At 69.6% G+C, this 22,306-nt stretch carries 21 protein-coding genes and 1 tRNA gene; 20 read left to right on the top strand and 2 right to left on the bottom strand.

The window, feature by feature from the left end; translation table 11 throughout:
- Nucleotides 1–112 precede the first annotated feature (112 nt).
- The 14 genes from ftsW to VB080_RS01020 all read left to right on the top strand — a co-directional run bounded on the left by ftsW (nucleotide 113) and on the right by VB080_RS01020 (nucleotide 13,015).
- Entirely contained in the window at nucleotides 113–1,297 is a 1,185-nt protein-coding gene (gene ftsW / locus VB080_RS01085) for a putative lipid II flippase FtsW (protein WP_323416563.1), read from the top strand.
- Nucleotides 1,298–1,307: 10 nt separating this feature from the next.
- Nucleotides 1,308–2,396, top strand: a complete 1,089-nt coding sequence (gene murG, locus VB080_RS01080; protein WP_323416562.1) for an undecaprenyldiphospho-muramoylpentapeptide beta-N-acetylglucosaminyltransferase — start codon at nucleotides 1,308–1,310, stop codon at nucleotides 2,394–2,396.
- A 4-nt stretch (nucleotides 2,397–2,400) separates the two neighbouring features.
- The gene (gene murC / locus VB080_RS01075) at nucleotides 2,401–3,816 is read left to right on the top strand and encodes a UDP-N-acetylmuramate--L-alanine ligase (protein ID WP_323416561.1); all 1,416 of its coding nucleotides are present in this window, start codon (nucleotides 2,401–2,403) and stop codon (nucleotides 3,814–3,816) included.
- Entirely contained in the window at nucleotides 3,813–4,535 is a 723-nt protein-coding gene (locus VB080_RS01070) for a cell division protein FtsQ/DivIB (protein WP_323416560.1), read from the top strand. Before murC ends, VB080_RS01070 begins: the two co-directional genes overlap by 4 nt.
- 165 nt (nucleotides 4,536–4,700) lie before the next feature.
- Nucleotides 4,701–5,822: a cell division protein FtsZ gene (gene ftsZ / locus VB080_RS01065; protein WP_323416559.1), complete on the top strand. Its 1,122-nt coding sequence runs from the start codon at nucleotides 4,701–4,703 to the stop codon at nucleotides 5,820–5,822.
- Between the two features lie 34 nt (nucleotides 5,823–5,856).
- Nucleotides 5,857–6,630 carry a laccase domain-containing protein gene (locus tag VB080_RS01060; protein ID WP_323416558.1) on the top strand — a complete coding sequence of 258 codons (774 nt, stop codon included), beginning with the start codon at nucleotides 5,857–5,859 and terminating at the stop codon, nucleotides 6,628–6,630.
- A 105-nt stretch (nucleotides 6,631–6,735) separates the two neighbouring features.
- A complete protein-coding gene (locus VB080_RS01055) occupies nucleotides 6,736–7,203 on the top strand; it encodes a cell division protein SepF (RefSeq protein ID WP_323416557.1) in 468 nt (155 codons plus the stop codon).
- Nucleotides 7,204–7,353: 150 nt separating this feature from the next.
- Nucleotides 7,354–8,319: a DivIVA domain-containing protein gene (locus VB080_RS01050; RefSeq protein WP_323416556.1), complete on the top strand. Its 966-nt coding sequence runs from the start codon at nucleotides 7,354–7,356 to the stop codon at nucleotides 8,317–8,319.
- Nucleotides 8,320–8,496: 177 nt separating this feature from the next.
- Nucleotides 8,497–8,940 carry a TraR/DksA family transcriptional regulator gene (locus tag VB080_RS01045; protein ID WP_323416555.1) on the top strand — a complete coding sequence of 148 codons (444 nt, stop codon included), beginning with the start codon at nucleotides 8,497–8,499 and terminating at the stop codon, nucleotides 8,938–8,940.
- Nucleotides 8,937–9,575: a signal peptidase II gene (gene lspA, locus VB080_RS01040; protein ID WP_416339574.1), complete on the top strand. Its 639-nt coding sequence runs from the start codon at nucleotides 8,937–8,939 to the stop codon at nucleotides 9,573–9,575. Before VB080_RS01045 ends, lspA begins: the two co-directional genes overlap by 4 nt.
- On the top strand, nucleotides 9,568–10,482 hold the full coding sequence (locus VB080_RS01035) for an RluA family pseudouridine synthase (protein ID WP_323416553.1): 915 nt from the start codon (nucleotides 9,568–9,570) through the stop codon (nucleotides 10,480–10,482). Before lspA ends, VB080_RS01035 begins: the two co-directional genes overlap by 8 nt.
- 113 nt (nucleotides 10,483–10,595) lie before the next feature.
- Entirely contained in the window at nucleotides 10,596–12,032 is a 1,437-nt protein-coding gene (gene pyk, locus VB080_RS01030; protein ID WP_323416552.1) for a pyruvate kinase, read from the top strand.
- Entirely contained in the window at nucleotides 12,029–12,484 is a 456-nt protein-coding gene (gene rpiB, locus VB080_RS01025) for a ribose 5-phosphate isomerase B (RefSeq protein ID WP_323416551.1), read from the top strand. Before pyk ends, rpiB begins: the two co-directional genes overlap by 4 nt.
- A gap of 309 nt (nucleotides 12,485–12,793) precedes the next feature.
- Nucleotides 12,794–13,015, top strand: coding sequence for a hypothetical protein (locus VB080_RS01020; protein WP_323416550.1), 222 nt, complete (start codon nucleotides 12,794–12,796; stop codon nucleotides 13,013–13,015).
- Between the two features lie 84 nt (nucleotides 13,016–13,099).
- Here VB080_RS01020 and VB080_RS01015 read toward each other — a convergent pair.
- Nucleotides 13,100–13,182, bottom strand: a tRNA-Leu gene (locus VB080_RS01015).
- 96 nt (nucleotides 13,183–13,278) lie between these two features.
- Between VB080_RS01015 and VB080_RS01010 the strand changes: the two genes are divergently transcribed.
- Nucleotides 13,279–13,917, top strand: a complete 639-nt coding sequence (locus tag VB080_RS01010; protein WP_323416549.1) for an ANTAR domain-containing response regulator — start codon at nucleotides 13,279–13,281, stop codon at nucleotides 13,915–13,917.
- Between the two features lie 135 nt (nucleotides 13,918–14,052).
- Here the strand turns inward: VB080_RS01010 and VB080_RS01005 are convergent, their stop codons facing one another.
- Complete coding sequence (locus VB080_RS01005) at nucleotides 14,053–14,457, bottom strand: PaaI family thioesterase (RefSeq protein WP_323416548.1); 405 nt, start codon at nucleotides 14,455–14,457, stop codon at nucleotides 14,053–14,055.
- Nucleotides 14,458–14,563: 106 nt separating this feature from the next.
- On the opposite strand from VB080_RS01005, the gene polA reads away from it, so the two are divergent.
- The 5 genes from polA (at nucleotide 14,564) to VB080_RS00980 (ending at nucleotide 22,297) form a co-directional block, all read left to right on the top strand.
- The gene (polA, locus tag VB080_RS01000) at nucleotides 14,564–17,269 is read left to right on the top strand and encodes a DNA polymerase I (RefSeq protein ID WP_323416547.1); all 2,706 of its coding nucleotides are present in this window, start codon (nucleotides 14,564–14,566) and stop codon (nucleotides 17,267–17,269) included.
- A 233-nt stretch (nucleotides 17,270–17,502) separates the two neighbouring features.
- A complete protein-coding gene (gene rpsA, locus VB080_RS00995) occupies nucleotides 17,503–18,957 on the top strand; it encodes a 30S ribosomal protein S1 (protein ID WP_323416546.1) in 1,455 nt (484 codons plus the stop codon).
- A 170-nt stretch (nucleotides 18,958–19,127) separates the two neighbouring features.
- On the top strand, nucleotides 19,128–19,718 hold the full coding sequence (gene coaE / locus VB080_RS00990; protein WP_323416545.1) for a dephospho-CoA kinase: 591 nt from the start codon (nucleotides 19,128–19,130) through the stop codon (nucleotides 19,716–19,718).
- A gap of 177 nt (nucleotides 19,719–19,895) precedes the next feature.
- Nucleotides 19,896–21,185 carry a zinc ribbon domain-containing protein gene (locus tag VB080_RS00985; RefSeq protein ID WP_323416544.1) on the top strand — a complete coding sequence of 430 codons (1,290 nt, stop codon included), beginning with the start codon at nucleotides 19,896–19,898 and terminating at the stop codon, nucleotides 21,183–21,185.
- Nucleotides 21,182–22,297, top strand: coding sequence for a hypothetical protein (locus VB080_RS00980; protein WP_323416543.1), 1,116 nt, complete (start codon nucleotides 21,182–21,184; stop codon nucleotides 22,295–22,297). The genes VB080_RS00985 and VB080_RS00980 overlap by 4 nt, the downstream gene beginning before the upstream one ends.
- Nucleotides 22,298–22,306 lie beyond the last annotated feature (9 nt).

Raw genomic sequence — 22,306 nt, 5'->3', positions numbered from 1 at the left:
AACAGACACAGTTAGGAGGGCCCAGCCTGTGGCGATCCCCGCTTCCCCGATTTGGGATCGTCCCGGACAGTCGTCGGTCGCCGGTGGCAGCACCGTCCGCCGACGCAGTCTCGTGGTCGAATGGCTCGCTCATCCCCAGGCCAGCTTCTTCCTGGTCCTGGCACCGGCAGTGCTGTTGCTGGGCCTGGGCACCCTGATGGTGCTGTCGGCGTCCAGCGTGTATGCCGAGGTCCGGTTCGATGACGCCTACTACTTCCTGAAGCGCCACATCGTCTTCCTGGTCCTGGGTGGGCTGGCGGCGTGGGTGCTGGCGACCAGTTCGCCGCAACGGCTGAAGATCGTCGGCTGGATCACCCTGGTGGGCGCCTTCGGGGCGCAGTTGGCGACCTTCACCAGCCTGGGCTGGGCGAAGAACGGCAACAAGAACTGGGTCGATCTCGGTGTCCTGGGACGGATCCAGCCCTCGGAGTTCGCCAAGCTGGCGATCGTGTTGTGGGGGGCGGACGTGCTGGCGCGCAAGCACAAGCTGCTCGACCAGCCCCGCCACCTGATCGTCCCCTTCGTCCCGGTCTCGGTGCTGCTGATCGGGCTGGTGGTGCTGCAGCGCGACCTCGGCACCGGCATGGTGCTGGGCGCGATCGTGCTCGCCGTGCTGTGGTACGTCGGCGCCTCCTGGAAGGTGCTCGGCTCGATGGTGGCGGTGGTCGGTGCAGCGGTCGGCGCGCTGGTGATCACCAACGGCCACCGGATGGACCGCATCCTCGGCTTCCTCAACCCCGACGCCGATCCGCTGGGCGTCAACCACCAGCCGATCCGGGCGCTGATGGCACTCGCCTCCGGTGGCTGGTGGGGGCTCGGGCTGGGCGCCAGCCGGCAGAAGTGGGGCGGTCTGGTGGAGTCCCACACCGACTACGTGCTGGCGGTGATCGGGGAGGAACTCGGCCTGGTCGGCACCCTCGCGGTGCTGGCGCTGTTCCTGGTGCTGGGCTATGCCGGCTTCCGGATCGCGATGCGCTCCGACATCCTGTTCTGCCGCTTCGCCGCCGGTGGTGTGACCTCCTGGCTGATGATCCAGGCGCTGGTGAACATCATGGTGGTGCTCCGGATGGTGCCGGTGCTGGGGGTTCCGCTGCCGCTGTTGTCCTATGGCGGTTCAGCGCTGATCGCGAACCTGTGCGCGATCGGCATCCTGCTGGCCTGCGCCCGGCAGGAACCTGCCGCCCGGGCGCTGGCCGGCCGCCGCAAGCGCCGCCGGGCGCTGCAGGTGTCTGCGGTGGTTCCCGGCCGCCGCGGGTAACCTGTCGGCCGTGAAGATCGTCCTCGCAGGTGGCGGTACGGCGGGCCACACCTCGCCGCTGATCGCCACCGCCCAGCAACTCCGTCGGCTTGATCCGGATGCCGACCTGCTGTGTATCGGCACTCCGAAGGGGCTGGAGTCCCAGGTGATCCCGGAAGCCGGGCTCCCGCTGGCGATGATCCCGCCGGTGCCGCTGCCGCGGCGGCTCACCCCCGAACTGTTCGCCGTCCCGGGACGGCTCTGGAGCGCGGTCGGACAGGCCCGGACGATTCTGCGTGACCACGGCGCCCAGGTCGTGGTCGGCTTCGGCGGCTATGTGTCCCTGCCGGTCTACCTGGCTGCGCGCCGGGCCGGGCTGCCGCTGGTGCTGCACGAGCAGAACGCCGTCCCCGGGCTGGCCAACAAGGTGGCCGCCCGATTCGCCAGGCACGTCGCGGTCAGCTTCGCCGACACCGCCCTGCCGCATGCCGAGTTCGTCGGGCTGCCGGTTCGGGAGGCGATCGCCGGCCTCGACCGGACGACTGCCAGGCCCGCTGCCCGGGCCCGGTTCGGGATCGCCAATGACCTCCCGGTGCTGCTGGTCAGTGGCGGCTCCCAGGGTGCCCGCAGCATCAACCTCGCCCTGGCTGACGCTCTTGACGACCTGTTGGCCGCCGGGGTGAACGTGCTGCACGTGCTGGGCCCGCGCAATGTCACCGACCAGACGGTGCCCCGGACGAACCCCGCGACCGGTGCCGGGTACTACCCGCTGGCCTATGTGGACGCGATGCAGGACGCCTATGCCGCCGCCGACCTGATGGTCGGGCGGTCCGGCGCCGGCACGGTGATGGAGACCGCGATGGTCGGGCTGCCGACGGTCTTCGTGCCGCTGCCGCATGGCAACGGGGAGCAGGAACGCAACGCCCGTTTCCTGGTCGAGACCGGTGCCGGCGTGCTGATCCGGGATGCCGACCTGACCGCGCCCGCGCTCACCGCCGCCGTGCTCGGCCTGATCGGTGATCCCGACCGGCTGGCCGCGATGAGCGCCGGTTGCCGCGAACTGGTGCCGTCCGGGGCGGCCGAGGCGCTGGCGAAGCTCGTCCTGCAGGCAGGGGCGTGAACCGGTGCCGCTGATCCAGCCCGTCCCCCTGCTGCCGGCCACCGAGCTGGGCCCGGTGCACTTCATCGCGATCGGCGGCGCTGGCATGAGCCCGATCGCTGCGATGTACGCCGACCTCGGCGTCCGGGTATCCGGCAGCGACCAGGCCGACTCGGCCGTCCTGGACGACCTGCGCGCCCGGGGGATCGAGGTCCATGTCGGCCACCACCCGGACCAGGTGGGCCAGGCCGGCACGGTGGTGGTGTCGACGGCGATCCGTCCGGACAACGTGGAGTTGGTCGAGGCGCGCCGCCGTGGGTTGAGGATCTGGCACCGTAGCGCCGCGCTCGGCTCCCTGATGCTGGGCAGCCGGGGGATCGCGGTGACCGGCACCCACGGCAAGACCACCACCTCGGCGATGACCGCCGTCCTGCTCACCGAGAGCGGCGCCGACCCCAGCTACGTGATCGGTTCGCCGCTGACCTCGTCGGGGGTGAGCTCACAGGCCGGGCACGGCGAGGCCTTCGTCATCGAGGCCGATGAGTCCGACGGTTCGTTCCTGCAGTACCCCAGCCGGATCGTGGCGGTCACCAACATCGAGGCCGACCACCTCGACAACTGGGGTACAGCCCAGGCCTACGCCGCCGGCTTCCAGCGGCTCGCCACCCAGCCCGGGGTCGAGACCGTCATCCTGGGCGCGGACGATCCCGGCACCCTGGCCCTGGTCGACCCGGTGCGGGCGTCCGGCAAACAGGTGCTGACGGTGGGGGAGTCGGTCGACGCCGACGTCCGGCTCGACCAGCTGGCCTTCTCCGGCAGCGGTGCGTACGCCCGGCTGCACGCCTGGGACGACGACGGCGAACTCGCGCTGACCGTGCCGGGGCGGTACAACCTGCTCAATGCCGCGATGGCCTACACCGTCGGCCGGGTACTCGGACTGGACGGTGAGGCGCTGCGCACCGCTGCCGGCCACTTCGACGGCACCCACCGCCGGTTCCAGCGGGTGGCCGATGTCGCCGGGGTGACCATCATCGACGACTACGCCCACCACCCGACAGAGGTGGCGGCGACGCTCACCGCCGCCCGGGTGTACGCCGGGCAGCACCGGGTGGTCGCCTGCTTCCAGCCGCATCTGTTCACCCGCACCCGTGACTTCGCCGGCGAGTTCGCCACTGCGCTGGCGGCTGCCGATGTCGTGGTGGTGCTCGGCATCTACCCGGCCAGGGAGGATCCGATCCCTGGCGTCACCGGGCGGCTGGTGGCCGAGGCTGCCGGGCTGGCCGGCCGCGAGGTGCACTACGTCGAGGCGATGCCGCAGGCGGCAGCCGCGCTGGCCGGTCTGGTCACCGCGGGCGATCTGGTGGTCACCCTCGGCGCGGGCGACGTCACGAAGGTCGGGCCACGGCTGGCTGAACTGCTGGCGGAAGGCCGGGCGTCGTGACCGGAGCCGGGGTCGCCGACGCCACCAGCAGGCTGGAGTTGCGGCGTCGGAAGGACCGGCGCCGCCGGTGGCTGGCCTGGCTGGTCGCGGTTCTTGGGGCAGGGCTGATCGGCGCGGCGGTCTACCTGGTCGGGTTCTCCCCGGTGCTGGCGGTCGCCCGGGTCACGATCACCGGCACGGAGGTGGCCAGCCGGAAGGACGTCTCCGCGGCAGCTCAGGTCGGGCTGGGCACCCCGCTGGTCCGGGTGGACACCGCCGGGGTGGCCGAGCGAGTCGCCGGGCTGCCGCCGGTGGCCGAGGTGGAGGTGGCCCGGGAGTGGCCGGACGGGCTGCGGATCGCCGTCACCGAACGGGTGGCCAGGCTGGCCGTCCGCTCGGGTACCGGCTACCTGGTGGCCGATGCCACCGGTGTGGTCTTCGACACCGCGAAGTCGCTGCCGAAGGACCTGATCCGGGTCGACGCCGACCCCGCGGACCGCCAGCGACTGGTGGACGCCGGCACCGTCTACTCCGCGCTCAGCGAGCGAACCGCGAAGAAGGTTGAGGCGATCGAGGCCCGCGGCCGGGACTCGATCACGCTGCGGCTCAGCGGTGGTCAGCGGGTGATCTGGGGGAGTGCTGAACAGTCCGCGTTGAAGGCCGAGGTGATCGATGCCCTGCTGCCCGAGGGCGGCCGGGTGTTCGACGTCTCGGCGCCCTCCCACCCCACCCGCCGCTGAACCCTGAACCGCCAGTTGAGGTACACGCCGAAGGTAGGGCGAAACTTGGACTTCACCCCCGTGGTTTCATAGCCTGCTTGCACGCCGAAAGGGTGTTGCCCTTCCCCAGGACTCGTCCGCAACCTCACGACGGCACCAGACATGAAGCAGAAGGTGAGATTTCTGGTGGGGACCGCATCACAGAACTACCTGGCCATCATCAAGGTGGTAGGGGTCGGTGGCGGCGGCGTGAACGCCGTCAACCGCATGATCGAATCCGGCCTGCGTGGGGTCGAGTTCATCGCGGTGAACACTGACGCGCAGGCACTCCTGATGAGCGATGCCGATGTCAAGCTCGACATCGGCCGCGACCTCACCCGTGGCCTGGGAGCCGGCGCCGATCCGGCGAAGGGGCGCCAGGCTGCCGACGACCACGCCGACGAGATCGAGGAGGTGCTCAAGGGCGCCGACATGGTCTTCGTCACCGCGGGTGAGGGGGGCGGCACCGGCACCGGCGGCGCGCCAGTCGTGGCCCGGGTTGCCCGCTCGCTGGGTGCGCTGACGATCGGCGTGGTGACCCGGCCGTTCTCCTTCGAGGGCAAGCGGCGCTCCACCCAGGCCGAGGACGGCATCGCGGCGCTCCGCGAAGAGGTCGACACCCTGATCGTCATCCCCAACGACAAACTGCTGGAGATGACCGACCACCACGTGGCGATCCTGGACGCCTTCCGGTCGGCCGACCAGGTGCTGATGCAGGGCGTCTCCGGCATCACCGACCTGATCACCACCCCCGGCCTGATCAACCTCGACTTCGCCGACGTGAAAGCGGTCATGCAGAACGCCGGCTCGGCCCTGATGGGGATCGGTTCGGCCCGTGGCGAGGACCGCGCCCGCGCCGCCGCCGAGATGGCGGTCAGTTCCCCGCTGCTGGAGGCCAGCATCGACGGTGCCCACGGCGTGCTGCTCTCGATCGCCGGCGGCTCCGACCTGGGCCTGTTCGAGGTCTCGGCCGCCGCTCAGCTGATCGAGAACGCCGCCCACGAGGACGCCAACATCATCTTCGGCACCGTGATCGACGACTCGCTGGGCGACGAGGTACGGGTGACGGTGATCGCCGCCGGCTTCGACGGCGGGCAGCCGCCCAAACAGCGTCCCCGTCCTGCGGTCACCGCCGAGCCGGCGAAGCCCGCCCAGCCGGCGAACGAGCCGACCGAGCAGCATGCCACCGTCCAGCCGCCGACGCCGGTCTTCACCCCGCCGCCGCTGGATGCCGACGACGACCTGGACGTCCCCGACTTCCTGAAGTAGCCGCCGTCCGCTGCCGGACGGCTGTCACCTCCCGATGTTCAGCTTCCGTAACGACCCCGGTACCGACGGTGCCGGGGTCGCCTTCACCGACCGCCAGGACGGCTTCTCGACCGGCATGCTCGGGTCGCTCAACCTCGGCCGGACCGATCTGGACGACCTGGCAGCGCTACGCGCCAACCTGGCCGCGGTGCGCACCGCTCTCGGGGTCGGGCCGGTGGTCGCCGTCCACCAGGTGCACGGAGTCGAGGTGCTGGACGTCGACGACGCCCTGCTGGCCGGCTGGACGGACGACTCCTGGCTGGGCGATTCGGTGCCGGGTGCCCGCCGGCTGCCGGTCGCGGACGCGCTGGTGACCACGCGGCCGGGGGTGGTCCTGGCGATCCGGGTGGCCGACTGCGTCCCGGTGCTGTTCGCCGACCCCGCTGCGGGCGTGGTGGCCGCCGCCCATGCTGGACGGGTGGGCCTGGCTGCCGGTGTCCTGACCACGACCCTGGCCCGAATGCGGGAACACGGCGCCACCGCCGTGACGGCCTGGATCGGGCCGCACATCTGCGGCGCCTGCTACGAGGTGCCGGCTGCGATGCGGGACGAACTGGCAGCCCGGCTCCCGGGCGCGGCGACCACGACCTCCTGGGGGACCCCGGCGCTCGATCTCGGCGCGGCCGCCAACCTGCAGTTGCAGGCCGCGGGCTGCCAGGTCCGCCGGCACGACCCCTGCACACTGACCGTGCCGACCCTGCACTCGCACCGCCGCGACGGGGCGGGGGCAGGCCGCCAGCTGGGCCTGGTCTGGCTGCCCGCCGGCTGAGCGTGCCTGCTGGTCGCCGGTTTCGGCGCGGTGGCAGCGTGTCGCCCCGGCCGGGCAGCGACCGTCCGGTTAGCCTGTGGGCAGGCATGCAGTGAGGGGCGAAAAATGGCTGACCGGTTGAAGAAGGCCGCCGTGTGGCTCGGTCTGGTGTCCGACCACGACTACGCCGAGGACGAGGGCAATGTCGAGGATGTGACCGAGGAGGTGCCGCAGCGCACCGACAGCCCGGCAGTGCCCGCGACGGTCACCGAGATCGCCAGCCGCCGTCCGGCTGCCAGCCAGCCGAAGGTCGCCGACCTGAGCCGGATCATCACCGTCCACCCGCGCACTTTCAACGAGGCCCGCACCATCGGCGAGAACTTCCGCGACGGCATCCCGGTGATCATGAACCTGACCGAGATGGAGGACGTCGACGCCCGTCGCCTGGTCGATTTCGCCGCCGGCCTGATCTTCGGCGTGCAGGGCAGCATCGATCGGGTGACGAACAAGGTGTTCCTGCTCTCACCGCCCAATATCACGGTCACGGCCGAGGACAAGGAGCGGATCGCCGGAGGATTCTTCAACCAGTCCTGAGCCGGTGCCGAAGTCTGAACCTTGGGTTGCGATGTGCCTGAACCTGGCAGTGGCCGTCTTGGTCTTCGGTTGGGCGCTGCACTAGCCTGAGGCCCGGAATCGCCTTGCCAGTACGGTGGCATGCGCGGCAGTCACAACACGAGGTGAACGATGACCCTGACTCTGGAGCAGGTCCGGCAGACCCGCTTTCATCTGGCGAGGCGGAACGGCTATGAGCCGGTCGACGTCGACAACTTCGTCGACAAGGTCGAGGCGACACTGTCCCAGCTGACCGAGGAGAACGAGACCCTCAAGCAGCAGGTCGAGGCGCTCAGTTCCAGCGAGCCGTCGAGCATCTTCGTCCCCAGCGATTCCGGCGAGGCCGACGGTCTGCGTTCCGAGCTCAGCTCCCGGCAGGGCGAGCTGACCTCGGTGCGCGGCGAGTTGAACGCCCTGCGGGCTGAGTTGCAGGGCAAGAACGACGAGGTCGCGCGGCTGCAGGCCGAACTGGCCGCGAAGACCCGCGAGGCCGAGAGCCTGTCCGCCGATCTGAGCCGGCTGTCGGCGGCCGACCAGTCCGACTCCCCGAAGGGCAAGGTCGAGAACATCGTCGTCACCACCTCCTCCGAGGCGTCGCCCGCCGTCGCCCGGCTGCTGCAGATGGCCACCGAGCAGGCCGAGCGCCTGGTCGGCGAATCCCAGATCGAGGCGCAGCGTCTGGTCTCCGATGCCCGTGGCGAGGCCGAGACCGTGATCGACAACGCCAACCGGAAGGCACACGAGACCCTGACCGATGCGCGTACCCGCGCCGACCGGATCGAGTCCGAGGCCCGGATCAACGCCGAGAACGTCACCCGCGAGGCCCAGTCCCGCGCCGACGCGGTCAACCAGGAGGTCGAGCAGCACCGTACCGAGCTGTTCAGCCAGTTGGAGGCCGAGCGCGACACGCTGCGCGGGAAGGTCGACCATCTGCGGCAGTTCGAGTCGAACTACCGCGCCAACCTCTCCAACCACCTCAACACGCAGCTCAGGGCACTGGACGAGGCCACCCTCGAACCGGGCGGAGCCCCGGCCATTCTGGGCGAGCCCGGCACCAGTTCGGCCACGCCGAGACTCGACGCCCTGCTGGGTGACTGACCACACGAACAGGTGCCCTCGGCGAAACGCGTCGAGGGCACCTGTTTGTGTCGTGGCAGGTGGTACTCTCCCTGCCTTGACAGCAACAGCTGGGACGGTCGCGCAGCGCGCGTTCGGTTCCCGGCAGGACACGTGGTTGCGTTCCAGGCGGCCACGACACAGAGGAAGGGGCCTTCCATGGCAACGCTGCGCCGAGACGCTTCAGACGCGACGTCCGTCGTGAAGGCCGAGGCCTTCCCGGTGGCCGACGACGAGGATCCCTGGACCGAAGAAGAGGTCGAGGAGGTCCGCGACGAGTTGCTGTCGGACATCGCCCGGATGGCCCGCGCCGTCGAGGTGGCCGAGGCCGACCTGGCCGATCTGTTCTCCGACGGCTCCGAGGGTGCCGGACGGGACGCCGCTGATGTCGGCTCGACCAACTTCGAACGCGACCAGGAGATGTCCCTGGTGCAGAACGCGCGTGACATGCTCGAACAGGCCCAACTGGCCTACAAACGCTTCGAGAATGGCGAGTACGGCTACTGCGAGTCCTGTGGCAACCCGATCGGCAAGGACCGGTTGCAGGTCTTCCCCCGTGCCACCATGTGCCTGGCGTGCAAGCAGCGGGAGGAACGGCGATAACAGTCCAGTCCACGACCGTCCGGCGTCCGTCGGCGACAGCACTGCGGCTCCTCGCCGTCGGGATCGCCGTCGTCGGTATCGCCCTCGACCAGGTCACCAAGTACCTCGCGCTGACCTACCTCGACCCGGCCAACCCGCCGCGGTTACTGGGCGGCCTGCTCACCCTGCAACTGGTCCGCAATCCGGGCGCGGCGTTCAGCATGGGCGAGCAGTTCACGGTCGTCTTCTCCGGTATCGCGATCGTCGCGATGATCGCCGTTGCGGGCTGGATGGTGCCCCGGGTGCGACATGTCGGCTGGGCGGTGGCCACCGGCTGCCTGCTGGCGGGGATTGTCGGCAACCTGATCGACCGGCTGATCCGCGAGCCCGGCCCCTTCCACGGTCACGTCATCGACTTCCTGCAATTGCCGTACTTCGCCATCTTCAACGTCGCCGACATGTTCATCACCGCCGCTGCCGTGATGGTGATCTGGCTGTCGCTGGTCACCCAGGTCACGATGTCCGGCGTGCGGCTGAAGCAGGACGGTGGTGACACCGCGGAGGCCGGCACCGACGCCGGTGACGTCTCCGAGTCCGTGGTCGTCGACGCCGAGGATACCGGTAACGCCGCTGTCGACCCCGGTGCTGATGAGTAGTGTCTGGCTGGTCCCCGACGGGCTGGACGGAGAGCGGGTGGATGCCGCCGCCGCCAGGATCAGCGGGCTCACCCGTAGCCGGGTGGAGGCGCTGATCGCCCAGGGAGCGGTGGCGCTGAACTCCCGTGTGGTGGGCAAGTCGGACCGCGTCCGCGCCGGCGACCTGCTCGAGGTGAATCTTCCCAGCCAACCGCGGCTGGCGGTGACGCCGCGGGAGGTGGCCGGGATCAGGATCGTCCATGATGACGCCGACATCGTGGTGGTGGACAAGCCGGCCGGGGTGGCAGCCCATCCCAGCCTGGGCTGGGACGGTCCCTCGGTGGTGGAGCACCTGGCAGCCGCCGGCTTCCGGATCTCCACCTCGGGAGCAGCCGAGCGGCAGGGCATCGTACAGCGGCTGGACGTGGGCACCTCCGGGCTGATGGTGGTGGCCAAGAGCGAACCCGCCTACACCGCACTGAAGCGGGCGTTCAAGGCGCGCACCGTCGAGAAGGTCTACCACACCCTGGTCCAGGGCCATCCCGACCCCTTCGAGGGCACCATCGACGCGCCCGTGGGCCGGCACCCCGGCGCGGAGTACCGGATGGCGGTGATCGACGGCGGCAGGCACAGCGTCACCCACTACGCGATGCTGGAGGCGTTTCCCGCCGTCACGCTGCTCGAGGTGCATCTGGAGACCGGGCGTACCCACCAGATCCGGGTGCACATGCAGGCGATCCGGCACCCCTGCGTGGGGGATCCGACCTACGGCGGCGATCCGGTGCTGGCTGCCCGGCTCGGCCTCGACCGGCAGTGGCTGCACGCCGTCCGGCTGGGGTTCACCCACCCCGGTTCCGGCGACTGGGTGGAATTCCGGTCAGACTATCCGCCCGATCTGGCACATGCGCTCGATCTGGTGCGGGGTTGAGCCGCTGGTCGCGCCCGGACCGACCGGTTTTCCGCCTGCGGGACGAGCTCGGGCCGTGGTCGGAGCCCGATGCGACTGCGCAGCGGTGGGGGTCGTCGTCTATCGTCGTAGCCGTGCGTAGAGCGAAGATCGTGTGCACGATCGGGCCGGCGACTGATTCGCCGGAGAAGATCGTTGAGTTGGTGCGGGCCGGGATGAACGTCGCCCGGCTGAACATGAGCCATGGCGACCACCTGGAGCAGACCAGGCGACTCGGCTGGATCCGCGACGCTGCGCGCGCGGCGGGACGCCCGGTGGGTGTGCTGGCCGACCTGCAGGGCCCGAAGATCAGGCTGGAGACCTTTGCCGGGGGTGGGGCAGACCTGGTCGAGGGAGCGCGGTTCACGATCACCACCGAGGAGGTGGAGGGCACCGCCGAGCGTGCCGGCACCACGCTGAAGACCCTCACCCAGGATGTCCGTCCCGGTGACCAGATCCTGATCAACGACGGTGCCATCGAACTGCGGGCGCTGGAGGTCACCGACACCGATGTGGTCACCGAGGTGGTCATCGGCGGCCCGGTCTCCGACCACAAGGGGATCAACCTGCCCGGGGTGGCGGTGAGCGTCCCCGCGCTGAGCGAGAAGGACGAGCGCGATCTGCGCTGGGCGCTGCGGCACGGGGTCGACATGGTTGCGCTGTCGTTCGTCCGCTCGCCGTCCGACATCGAGCCGGTGCGGGAGGTGATGGCGGACGAGGGCCGCCGGGTGCCGGTGGTCGCGAAGCTGGAGAAGCCACAGGCGATCGACAACCTGGCCGGGATCGTCGACACCTTCGACGCCCTGATGGTCGCCCGGGGTGATCTCGGCGTCGAACTGCCGCTGGAGGATGTACCGACCGTCCAGAAGCAGATCATCGACGCCGCCCGGGCCTGGGCCAAGCCGGTGATCGTCGCCACCCAGATGCTGGAGTCGATGATCACCGCCCACCGTCCGACCCGGGCCGAGGCCTCCGACGTGGCCAACGCCATCCTGGACGGGACCGATGCCGTGATGCTCTCCGGCGAGACGGCGGTCGGAAAGTACCCGATCGAGACGGTCGAGGTGATGGCCCGGATCATCAGCCGGACCGAGGCCGGCGGGCTGGACCAGATCCGGCGGCTCGACTGGAACCCGCACACCATCTCCGGAGTGATCGCGAAGGCGGCCGTCGAGGTGGCCGAGCGCACGGAGGCGACCTACCTGGCGCCGTTCACGATCTCCGGCGACACCCCGCACCGGCTGGCCCGGCTGCGCTCTGAAGTGCCGATCATGGCCTTCACCCCGGTGCCGCAGACCGCCCAGGAGCTCACCCTGTGCTGGGGCGTGCAGACCTATGTGGTCCCCGAGTTCGTCAGCACCGACGTCATGGTCGCCTCGGTCTCCGGCGCGCTCACCGAACTGGGCGTGGTCAAGCCGGGGGACCGGGTGGTGGTCGCCGCCGGCAACCCGGGCGGCCTGGCCGGGCAGACGACATCCCTACGGGTTTTCGAAGTAGCTGACCCGGACGCACCAGTGGAGAGGAAACGATGAAACTCGTCATCGCAGGAGATCACAGCAGTATCGATCTCAAGCAGGCGCTGAAGGAACACCTCGAGGCCCGCGGCCACGAGGTCACCGACCTCGGCGCCCACACGACACAGAGCACCGACTACCCGGTCTGGGGCCGGCTCGCCGGCGAGGCTGTGGTGCGGGGCGACGCCGAGTTGGGCATCGTGATCTGCGGCACCGGGGTGGGCATCTCGATCGCCGCCAACAAGGTCAGGGGGGTGCGCGCGGCTTGCGTCAGCGAGCCGTTCTCGGCGCAGATGTCCCGTCGCCACAATGATGCCAACGTCCTCGCGCTGGGCGCACGGGTGGTCGGGGTCGATCTGGCGAAGATGATCGTCGACAGCTGGTTGGACGCCGAGTTCGAGGCCGGCGGACGGCACTCCCACCGGGTGGGGCTGATCACCGAGATCGACGAGGAGTACCGCGCGCACTGAGGGTCACAGGGATCGCCCGGGTCGTCACTTGATGGAACCGCGGACCACGCCGGAGATCACCCAGCGCTGGGCGAAGATGTAGACCAGCAGCAGCGGCGCCATCGCCATCAGGTAGGACGCGAAGGCCACTGTGTCGTCAGTGTTGTACTGGCCCTGGAAGACATAGTTCGCCAGCGGCAGGGTAGCCCCCGATCGCAGCCGCGCCCTCTACTCCTTCGCTGAGGTGGGGCGGTCCGATGTCGTGCTGCGGGGCCGGGTGCGGCTGCCGGGGCTGGATCCCCTGCGCCGCTACCGGGTGACGCCGTTGATGTGAAGTACCTGTCGTCCGTCCGGCCGCCCTCGTGGTGGGGAGTCCGCTCCGACCTGGACCTGACCTACCAGCAGCCGGACCAGGCCGGACCGTCGCGGCTGATCCCCACCAAGCGCTTCGGGGTGGAGTTGAGCGGTGCCACGCTGGCCACGGTGGGGCTGGCGCAGCCGGCCGGACTGCCGGAGTCGGCGGTTCTCTGTCTCGCGGAGGCGGTCGACTGACGTGCCGTGCCAGCGTGCGGCTGGCGCCGGTGCCTCGTTGACCGGCAGCGACGCGACCTGGGCGGGTAGCTGAGTCAACGTCGGTGCCCGAGGGGGGAGTCGAACCCCCACGTCCTTCCGGACAGACGATTTTGAGTCGCCCGCGTCTGCCATTCCGCCACTCGGGCCGAGCGGGTTGATTCTGCCACACTTGGCCGGGTCTTGCGCGAACGCGATAATCTCGTGCTGCCCCCACCCGATCGAAGACCAACAGGAAGCGACCCATGACCTCCAAGTCGAAGACGACCCGTCCCGAGAACGGCTCGGAACCGCTACGCGTGCTTGTCGCTGAGGACGAGGCGCTGATCCGCCTCGATCTCGTCGAACTGCTGACTGCCGAGGGCTACAACGTGGTCGCCGAGGCCGGCGATGGCGAGGAGGCGTTGGCCCTGGCCCGCGAACTGACCCCCGACCTGGTTGTGATGGACGTGAAGATGCCCAAGATGGACGGCATCACGGCAGCGGCGACGATCGCCGAGGAACGGATCGCCCCGGTCGTCATGCTGACCGCCTTCAGCCAGCGCGAACTCATCGAGCGGGCGCGTGAAGCCGGTGCGATGGCCTATGTCGTCAAGCCCTTCGACAGCTCGGACGTGATCCCGGCGATCGAGATCGCTCGCGCCCGGTTCGAGGAGATTCGCGCCGTCGAGGCCGAGGTCGCCGACCTGGAGGAACGGTTCGCCTCCCGCAAGGCGGTCGACCAGGCCAAGGGCCTGCTGCAGGAGGGGCTCGGCCTGACCGAGCCGGAGGCCTTCCGCTGGATCCAGAAGACCGCGATGGACCTCCGCAAGTCGATGCGCGAGGTCGCCGAGGGCGTCATCGATCACTCCAAGGCCGGCGGCAAGCACAAGCCGCTCGCCTGAGTTGGGCGCAGGCCGGCGCCATATCCGGTCCCAGACCGGCCGGCGAGGGAATATCCCCCTCGGGTGGTGATGGGGAACCGGATCCTGGCGGCTGTTCCTGGTGGCGCGGAACCAGGCGGTCGACGCCGAGGCCGCCTAACCGGTCGGCGGACGTTTCAGGAAGACGGTGATCCGGGCCGCGCAGACCTGCTCGCCGGCATCGTCGGTGAGCACCACGTCGTAGGTGGCCAGCGAGCCGCCGATCCGCAACGCGGTGGCGGTCCCGGTCACCCACCCGGCCCGGACGGGACGCAGGTGGGTGGCGTTGATGTCCACCCCCGTGATGCTGCCCTGCGGCCCCACCTCGGCGGCCGCCGCCAGGGAGGCCAGCGTCTCGGCCACCACACAGGACGCGCCACCGTGCCACAGCCCGAAGGGCTGGGTGTTGCCCGCTACCGGATAGCGGCCCACGGCGCGGGTGGCCGTGACCTCGTCCAGCACCATCCCCATCTTGGTGTCCAGAGCGCTGGACAGCTCGGCGAACCAGTCGGGCACGTTCATAACGACCGAGGATAACCGCCCGGCCAGCTCACCGTCGCCGTGGTCACGGCTCCGCCGGCCGGCTGGAACGGGCGAACCGTCGGCGGAGGTCGCTAAGGTTCATGGGGTGACGACCTCAGCCGAAACCGGGCGTGCCAGCGACGAGGGTGTGCTGCTGCTGATCGACGGGCACTCGGTCGCGTACCGGGCCTTCTTCGCCCTGCCCGTGGAGAACTTCTCCACCACCACCGGCCAGCACACCAACGCCGTCTACGGCTTCACCTCCATGCTGATCAACGTGCTGCGTGACGAGCAGCCAACCCACCTCGCGGTCGCCTTCGACGTCTCCCGGCAGACCTTCCGCAGCGAGCAGTACGTCGAGTACAAGGCCAACCGAGCTACTTCACCGGCGGAGTTCAAGGGTCAGGTCGACCTCATCAAGGAAGTGCTGGACGCGCTCAACATCGTCCACGTTGAGCGGGACGGCTTCGAGGCCGACGACATCATCGCCACGCTCGCTCGGCAGGGCGCCCAGGCGGGCCTGAAGGTACTGGTCTGTACCGGTGACCGGGACACGCTGCAACTGGTGACCGACCAGGTGACCGTGCTCTACCCGCGTAAGGGGGTCTCCGACCTGGCCCGGCTGACGCCGGCAGCGGTGGAGGAGAAGTACCTGGTGCCGCCGCAGCGCTACCCCGAGCTGGCCGCCCTGGTCGGTGAGACCAGCGACAACCTGCCTGGCGTGCCCGGTGTCGGCCCGAAGACGGCGGCGAAATGGCTGGCCAGCTACGACGGTCTGGAGAACCTGCTGCGGCGGGTGGACGAGATCAAGGGCAAGGCGGGCGGTTCGCTGCGCGAGCACCTCGACGATGTCACCCGCAACCGCCGGCTGAACGCCCTGGTCGGCGACCTGGAGCTGCCGGTGTCCGTGCCCGAACTCGAACGGCGGGACTGGAACCGCGAGGCCGTCCACACCCTGTTCGACAGCCTGGAGTTCAAGGTGCTGCGCGATCGGCTGCTGGAGAGCCTGCCGGCCGAACAGACCGGGCCCTCCGGCGGCTTCGCGGTGGCCGGCACCGTCCTCGGTCCGGACGAGGTTCCCGCCTGGCTGGACGCCCACGGCCGCGCCGGCGTGGTCGGGATCGACCCGAACGGCAGCTGGCGCGCCGGGACGGGCGACCTCACCGGCCTGGCACTGGCTGCCGCCGACGGCGCCGCCTGCTGGATCGACACCGCTATCCTGAGCCCGGCCGACGACCAGGCGCTGGCGGCCTGGCTGGCCGACGAGGCGCTGCCGAAGGCGATGCACGACGCCAAGGGCCCGCTGCTGGCCGTCTGGGCGCGAGGCTGGGAACTCGGCGGTCTGGTCAGCGACACCCAGTTGGCGGCCTACCTGTTGCGTCCCGACCAGCGGGTCTACGACCTGGGGGACCTGACCGCCCGTCACCTGAAGCGCGAACTGGCCGTGGAGGCCAGCGGAGCCGGCGCGGGAGACCAGCTCGCCTTCGCCTTCGACGAGACCACCGGTCAGGACGCGATGGTACGCGCCCGCGCCGTGATCGACCTTGCGGCCGCGCTGGAGGCCGAACTGGAGGAGTCCGGCGAGGCCGGGCTGCTCCGCGACGTCGAATTGCCGCTGCTGCGCACCCTGGCGACGATGGAGAAGGTGGGCGTGGCGGTCGACACCGACCGGCTCGACCGGCTGCGCACCGACTTCGACATCGAGGTCTCCCGGGCGGAGGCGGATGCCTTCGCCGTGATCGGTCACTCGCTCAACCTCGGCTCACCCAAGCAATTGCAGACGGTGCTGTTCGACGAACTCGCGATGCCCAAGACCCGGCGCACCTCCAGCGGTGGCTACACCACCGATGCCGAGGCGCTGGAGAACCTCTACGAGCGCACCGAGCACCCCTTCCTGCAACACCTGCTGCGGCACCGCGACCAGATCAGGCTGCGGCAGACCGTGGACGGCCTGCTGAAGTCGGTTTCCGACGACGGCCGGATCCACACCACCTATGTCCAGACCGTCGCTGCCACCGGCCGGCTGTCCAGCACCGACCCGAACCTGCAGAACATCCCGATCCGCACCGAGGACGGCAGGCGGATCCGCGAGGCCTTCGTCGTCGGCCCGGGCTATGAAACCCTGCTGACCGCCGACTACTCCCAGATCGAGATGCGGATCATGGCCGACGCCAGTCAGGACGCCGGGCTAATCGAGGCCTTCGCCTCCGGTATCGACTTCCACACCGTCACGGCGTCGCGGGTCTTCGGGGTGGCCGCAGACGAGGTGACGCCTGCCCAGCGCGCCCGGATCAAGGCGATGAACTACGGCCTGGCCTACGGCCTGAGCGATTTCGGGCTCTCCCAGCAGTTGAAGATCAAGGTGACCGAGGCCCGCGGCCTGATGGAGGAGTACTTCGAACGCTTCGGCCACGTCCGCGACTATCTGCAGGACATCGTCGAAAAGGCACGGATCTCGGGCTACACCGAGACCATCCTCGGACGGCGGCGCTACCTGCCTGACCTGCGCAGCGACAACCGGCAGCGCCGCGAGATGGCCGAGCGGATGGCGCTCAACGCCCCGATCCAGGGCTCGGCCGCCGACATCATCAAGGTGGCCATGCTCGATGTCGAAACCGCCCTGGTCAACCAGGGCATGGCCAGCCGGATGCTGCTGCAGGTGCACGACGAACTGGTCTTCGAGGTGGCGCCGGGGGAGAAGGACACCCTGGAGACCGTGGTGCGCGACAAGATGGGCCACGCTGTCGACCTCGCGGTCCCGCTGGAGGTCTCGGTGGGGACCGGAGGCTCCTGGCACGAGGCCGCGCACTGACGCAGCGCGCAGCGGGCTGCAGCGCCGCGGATTGTGTCCGTATCGTGACCTGTTTCGGTTTGACCGTCTCAGCACGTGGTCGTTAGGCTGTTTGGGCACTGCGACTGGCCTGTCCTCGGACGGAGTGGGTCGGGCAGTGGCTGGTATCCGTCGGATCTCGGTCGTGTCGTTTCTCAGCCAACAGGTCGGAGTGTGACACAACCCCAGATACCAACCAATCGGAGCCCTACTACATGACCTCCTCTTCTGAGGCCTCTCTCGTCGCGGTGGACGACCTCGGTTCGCCGGAAGCCTTCCTGGCAGCGGTTGACGCGACAATCAAGTACTTCAATGACGGCGACATCGTCACCGGCACCGTCGTCAAGGTCGATCGGGACGAGGTCCTGCTCGACATCGGTTACAAGACCGAAGGGGTCATCCCCTCCAAGGAACTCTCCATCAAGCACGACGTCAATCCGTTCGACGTCGTCCAGGTCGGCGATGAGATCGAAGCCCTGGTGCAGCAGAAGGAGGACAAGGAGGGGCGGCTGATCCTGTCCAAGAAGCGCGCCCAGTACGAGCGCGCCTGGGGCACGATCGAGAAGATCAAGGAGGCTGACGGCGTCGTCACCGGCAAGGTGATCGAGGTCGTCAAGGGCGGTCTGATCATCGACATCGGCCTGCGGGGCTTCCTGCCCGCCTCCCTGGTGGAGATGCGGCGGGTCCGCGACCTGCAGCCCTACGTCGGGATGGAGCTTGAGGCCAAGATCATCGAGCTGGACCGCAACCGCAACAACGTGGTGCTGTCCCGCCGGGCGTGGCTGGAGCAGACCCAGTCCGAGGTGCGCCACACCTTCCTCAACCAGCTCGCCAAGGGCCAGATCCGCAAGGGCGTGGTCTCGTCCATCGTCAACTTCGGCGCCTTCGTCGATCTCGGCGGGGTGGACGGTCTGGTGCACGTCTCCGAGCTCTCCTGGAAGCACATCGACCACCCGTCCGAGGTGGTCGAGGTCGGCATGGAGGTCACCGTCGAGGTGCTGGACGTCGACCTGGATCGCGAGCGGGTCTCGCTGTCGCTCAAGGCAACCCAGGAAGACCCCTGGCAGACCTTCGCCCGTACCCACCAGATCGGCCAGATCGTGCCCGGCAAGGTCACCAAGCTGGTGCCGTTCGGCGCGTTCGTCCGGGTCGAGGAGGGCATCGAGGGCCTGGTGCACGTCTCCGAGCTGGCCGAGCGCCATGTGGAGATCCCCGAGCAGGTCGTCAGCGTCAACGACGAGGTCATGGTCAAGATCATCGACATCGACCTGGAGCGTCGCCGGATCTCGCTGAGCCTCAAGCAGGCCAACGAGGGTGTCGACATCCAGGCCGAGGACTTCGATCCGGCGCTGTACGGCATGTCCGCCTCCTACGACGAGGAGGGCAACTACATCTACCCCGAGGGCTTCGATCCGGAGACCCAGGAGTGGAAGCCGGGCTACGAGGCGCAGCAGCGCGCCTGGGAGCAGCAGTACGCCGAGGCCCAGGCCCGCTGGGAGGCGCACAAGCGGCAGATCGCCGAGGCCAAGACAGCCGATGTCGAGGCTGCGGTGGCCGCCGCCAATACCGCCACCTACTCTGCCGGCGAGGACACCCCCGCCGAAGGTTCGCTGGCGTCCGATGAGGCCCTGCAGGCCCTGCGTGAGAAGCTGACCGGCAGCGCCGGCTAACGCACCACCCAGAAACGCGCCCCCACCCTTCGGCTGGGGGCGCGTTTCTGTGTCCCGTTTGTGCGGGGTTCGGACGGCTACAGTCCCGTCAAATCCCGCCGAACTCCGCACAAGCGGTGGCGCCGGGGGTGGGTGTGGCAGAGTGGGGCCAACTGAGGGCAGGAGGGCGGGTGCGGATCGGGCTGACCGGGGGGATCGGTTCGGGCAAGAGTGCGGTGGCCGAGCTGCTCGCGGGGCACGGCGCGGTGATCATCGACGCCGACCTGCTGGCCCGTGAGGCGGTGGCGCCCGGCTCTCCCGGGCTGGCAGCAGTAGTGGACGCCTTCGGGCCGGGAGTGCTGGCCCCGGACGGCGGGCTCGACCGACCGTCACTGGGACGGCTGGTGTTCGCGGACGCGGACGCCCGGGCGCAGTTGAACGGCATCGTGCACCCCCAGGTGCGCCGGCTCGCGGCGGAGCGCGAAGCAGCACTGTCGCCGTCCGCGGTGGCGGTCCACGTCATCCCGCTGCTGGTCGAGACCGGACAGCAGGGATCCTTTGATCTCGTGGTCGTGGTCGACGTCGACGAGGCGACGCAACTGCGCCGCATCGTCACCCGGGACGGCCTGCCCGAGTCGGAGGCCCGGGCCCGGATCCAGGCCCAGGCCAGCCGGGCTGAAAGGCTGGCCTCGGCGGACGCCGTGATCGACAACAACGGTCCGTGGAACCGGCTGGTTCCGCAGGTGGCACGGCTGTGGCGCAGGGTTCGCGGTTCGGCATAATTCCTCACCGATCCACCCTTGGATCCCCCCTCAGCTGGCCGGTCCCCACGCGATCAGTGCCCACCTGATCGACTCCGGCCTCTCGGCTGTCTGCCCCTGTGAGCCCTATGCTGACGCCATTCGTGAGGGAGGAGAACCCCGATGATCTGCCCACGCTGCCAATCCAGCGTCCCCGAAGTGGCTCACTACTGCCAGGTCTGTGGCCAGGACCTCGTTCCCGCCGGCGAACGTGGCAAGAAGCGTTTCGCCGCCCAGCCGAACGAGCCGATCGCGTCCTTCGCGCTGATCTCGTCGATCATGCCGCGGGAGGCCGGACGCCACCCGCAGACCTACCGGCTGGCCTTCGGCATCACGCTGGCCGCGGCCCTGATCGCCGCGGTCTTCGGTGCGCTGCCGATCGCCGTGCTGATCGCCGCCTTCGCGATTCCGGTGGTGTACCTGGTCTACCTCTACGACGTGAACCTCTGGGAGGACTCCCCGCTGCCGGTCACCGGGTTGGCGTTCGGGATGACAGGAGTGCTGGCGGCCCTGTTCACCTGGCTGTGGCAGCTGTGGATCCCGGTCTCCACCTCGTTGCGCGACACCGTCACCGGTGCCCCCGTGACCGGCCCCAGCGTTGGCGGGTTCCTGATCATCGCGATCCTGGTGCCCATCGTCGGTGAGGCCATCCGGCAACTCGGGCCGGTGATGCTCGCCTCCCGTCCCGCCTTCGACGACCTGATGGACGGGGTCACTTTCGGCATCGCCAGCGGTGTTGCCTACGCGGCCTTCGACACCGTCGTCCGCCACTGGGCGCTGCTGACCGGCGGCCTGGTCGAACCGCAGCCGGGCACCTGGGCCACCCTGGTCCTGCTGGAGGGCTTTGTGAAGCCGCTCGTGATGGGTACCGCGACCGGCCTCGCCGTGGCGGAGTTCTCCGGCCTCGGCAAGGGCTACGACGGCTTCACCCCGCGCTACTACGTCGGTGTCGCGCTGGCGGTCGGTGCGAACATCGTCTACGCCACCGGCGTTTACCTGCTGGGCTTCGTCGGCAACCCCAACCTGGCTGTCGTTCTCCAGCTGTTCTGGGGCATGATCCTGCTCGGCCTGCTGATCCTGCGGTTGCGGACAGTGCTCCACGTCGGCCTGATGGAGGGCGCGCTGGAGGCGGCTGCCCGCTCGGAGACGCTCGGCGGCAGCGGCGAAACCACCTCGCTCGACTTCTGCCCGCAGTGCGAGATGCCGCTGATCGAGTCGGCTGCCTTCTGCAGCGCCTGTGGCGCCTCCACCAGGGCCCGGCCGAAGGCGGCAGCTGCCGCCGCACCCCGGGCCAGGACGGCGGCAGCCGCGACAGTGGCCCCAGCGGCGGAGCCAGACCCGGCGGCAGCCTCCCCGGCGCCACCACCCGCGCCCGCGGCGTCGGCACCACCGCCGGTCCCCGATGACGAGGCGACCACCGTGATCGAGACCCCGGAGGAGGAGAAATGAGCCAGACACCGCCTCCCGGTCCGCAGAACCAGCAGCCACCGCAGGGCTACCCGCCCCAGCCAGGTCAGGGCCAGCCGCAGCAGCCAGGTCAGGGCCAGCCGTCCCAAGGTCAGCAGCCGCCACAGGGTTATCCGCCTCAGCCGGGTCAGGGTTATCCGCCTCAGCCGCCGCAGGGTTACCCATCCCAGCCGGGTCAGGGCCAGCCGCCGCAGGGGTATCCGCCCCAGCCGGGTCAGGGGTATCCCCCGCAAGGTCAGCAGGGCTACCCGCAGCAGCCCTACGTCCAGCAGGGGTACCCGCAGCAGGGCTACACCGCACCCCAGCAGACCTACCCGCAGCGTGGTGGCTACCCGCCTCAGGGCTACGTGACGCCTCCGCCGGCGTCCGGCAAGTCTCCGGCCACGCTGATCGGGATCGTCGTCGGCGCGGTGGCACTGCTGGCGATCGCCGGTGGCGTGTTCCTCGCCCTTTCCGGAAACCGCGCGGCTCCGACCCCGCCGCCGGTGGACCCGTCCCCGACCGCCAGCCAGGCGCCGGCCGAGCCCACGCCGTCCAGCAGCAGCCCGGCACCGGATCCGACGTCGTCGACCGCGGAGCCAGCGCCCACCAGCGAAACACCGGAACCGGCACCGACCACCGGGGCGCCCGAGCCGGGCCCGGACGGCATCGACCTCGGCTCCGGTGTGGCGGTGCCGGTGCCGAAGGGCTGGTCGGTCGACGAGCAGGCGCCCGGAGCCGTCTCGTTGAGCGACGGCAAGGCGATCATGGTGGTGCGCACCGTCAAGGCGGAGAAGAAGACCGACCCCCAGGAGCTGTGCACGGTCTTCAACCAATCGGTCCTGAAGGATGTGCCGAACGCCAAGATCGGTGACCCCTCGCCGGAAAAGGTCGGTACCGACCGGTTGGCGGTCGCCTCCTGCCCGGCCTCCTACACCGAGACCCAGGGCGGCAAGAGCTTCCAGATGGGGGTGATCACCTTCGCCTCGGTGCGCACCTCGGACGGGCTCGCCGTGCTGGCGACCGCCCTGTTCACCGAGAAGACCCCGGACGAGTCCTTCGACGGGATCAACCTCATCCTGAACGGGGCGCTGTCCTCGCAGGCAAGTTCCTAGCACGCCGAC

Source organism: Propionicimonas sp., from assembly GCF_034927565.1.
Classification (GTDB): Bacteria; Actinomycetota; Actinomycetes; order Propionibacteriales; family Propionibacteriaceae; genus Propionicimonas.
This window is presented reverse-complemented; position numbering and strand designations above follow the sequence as displayed.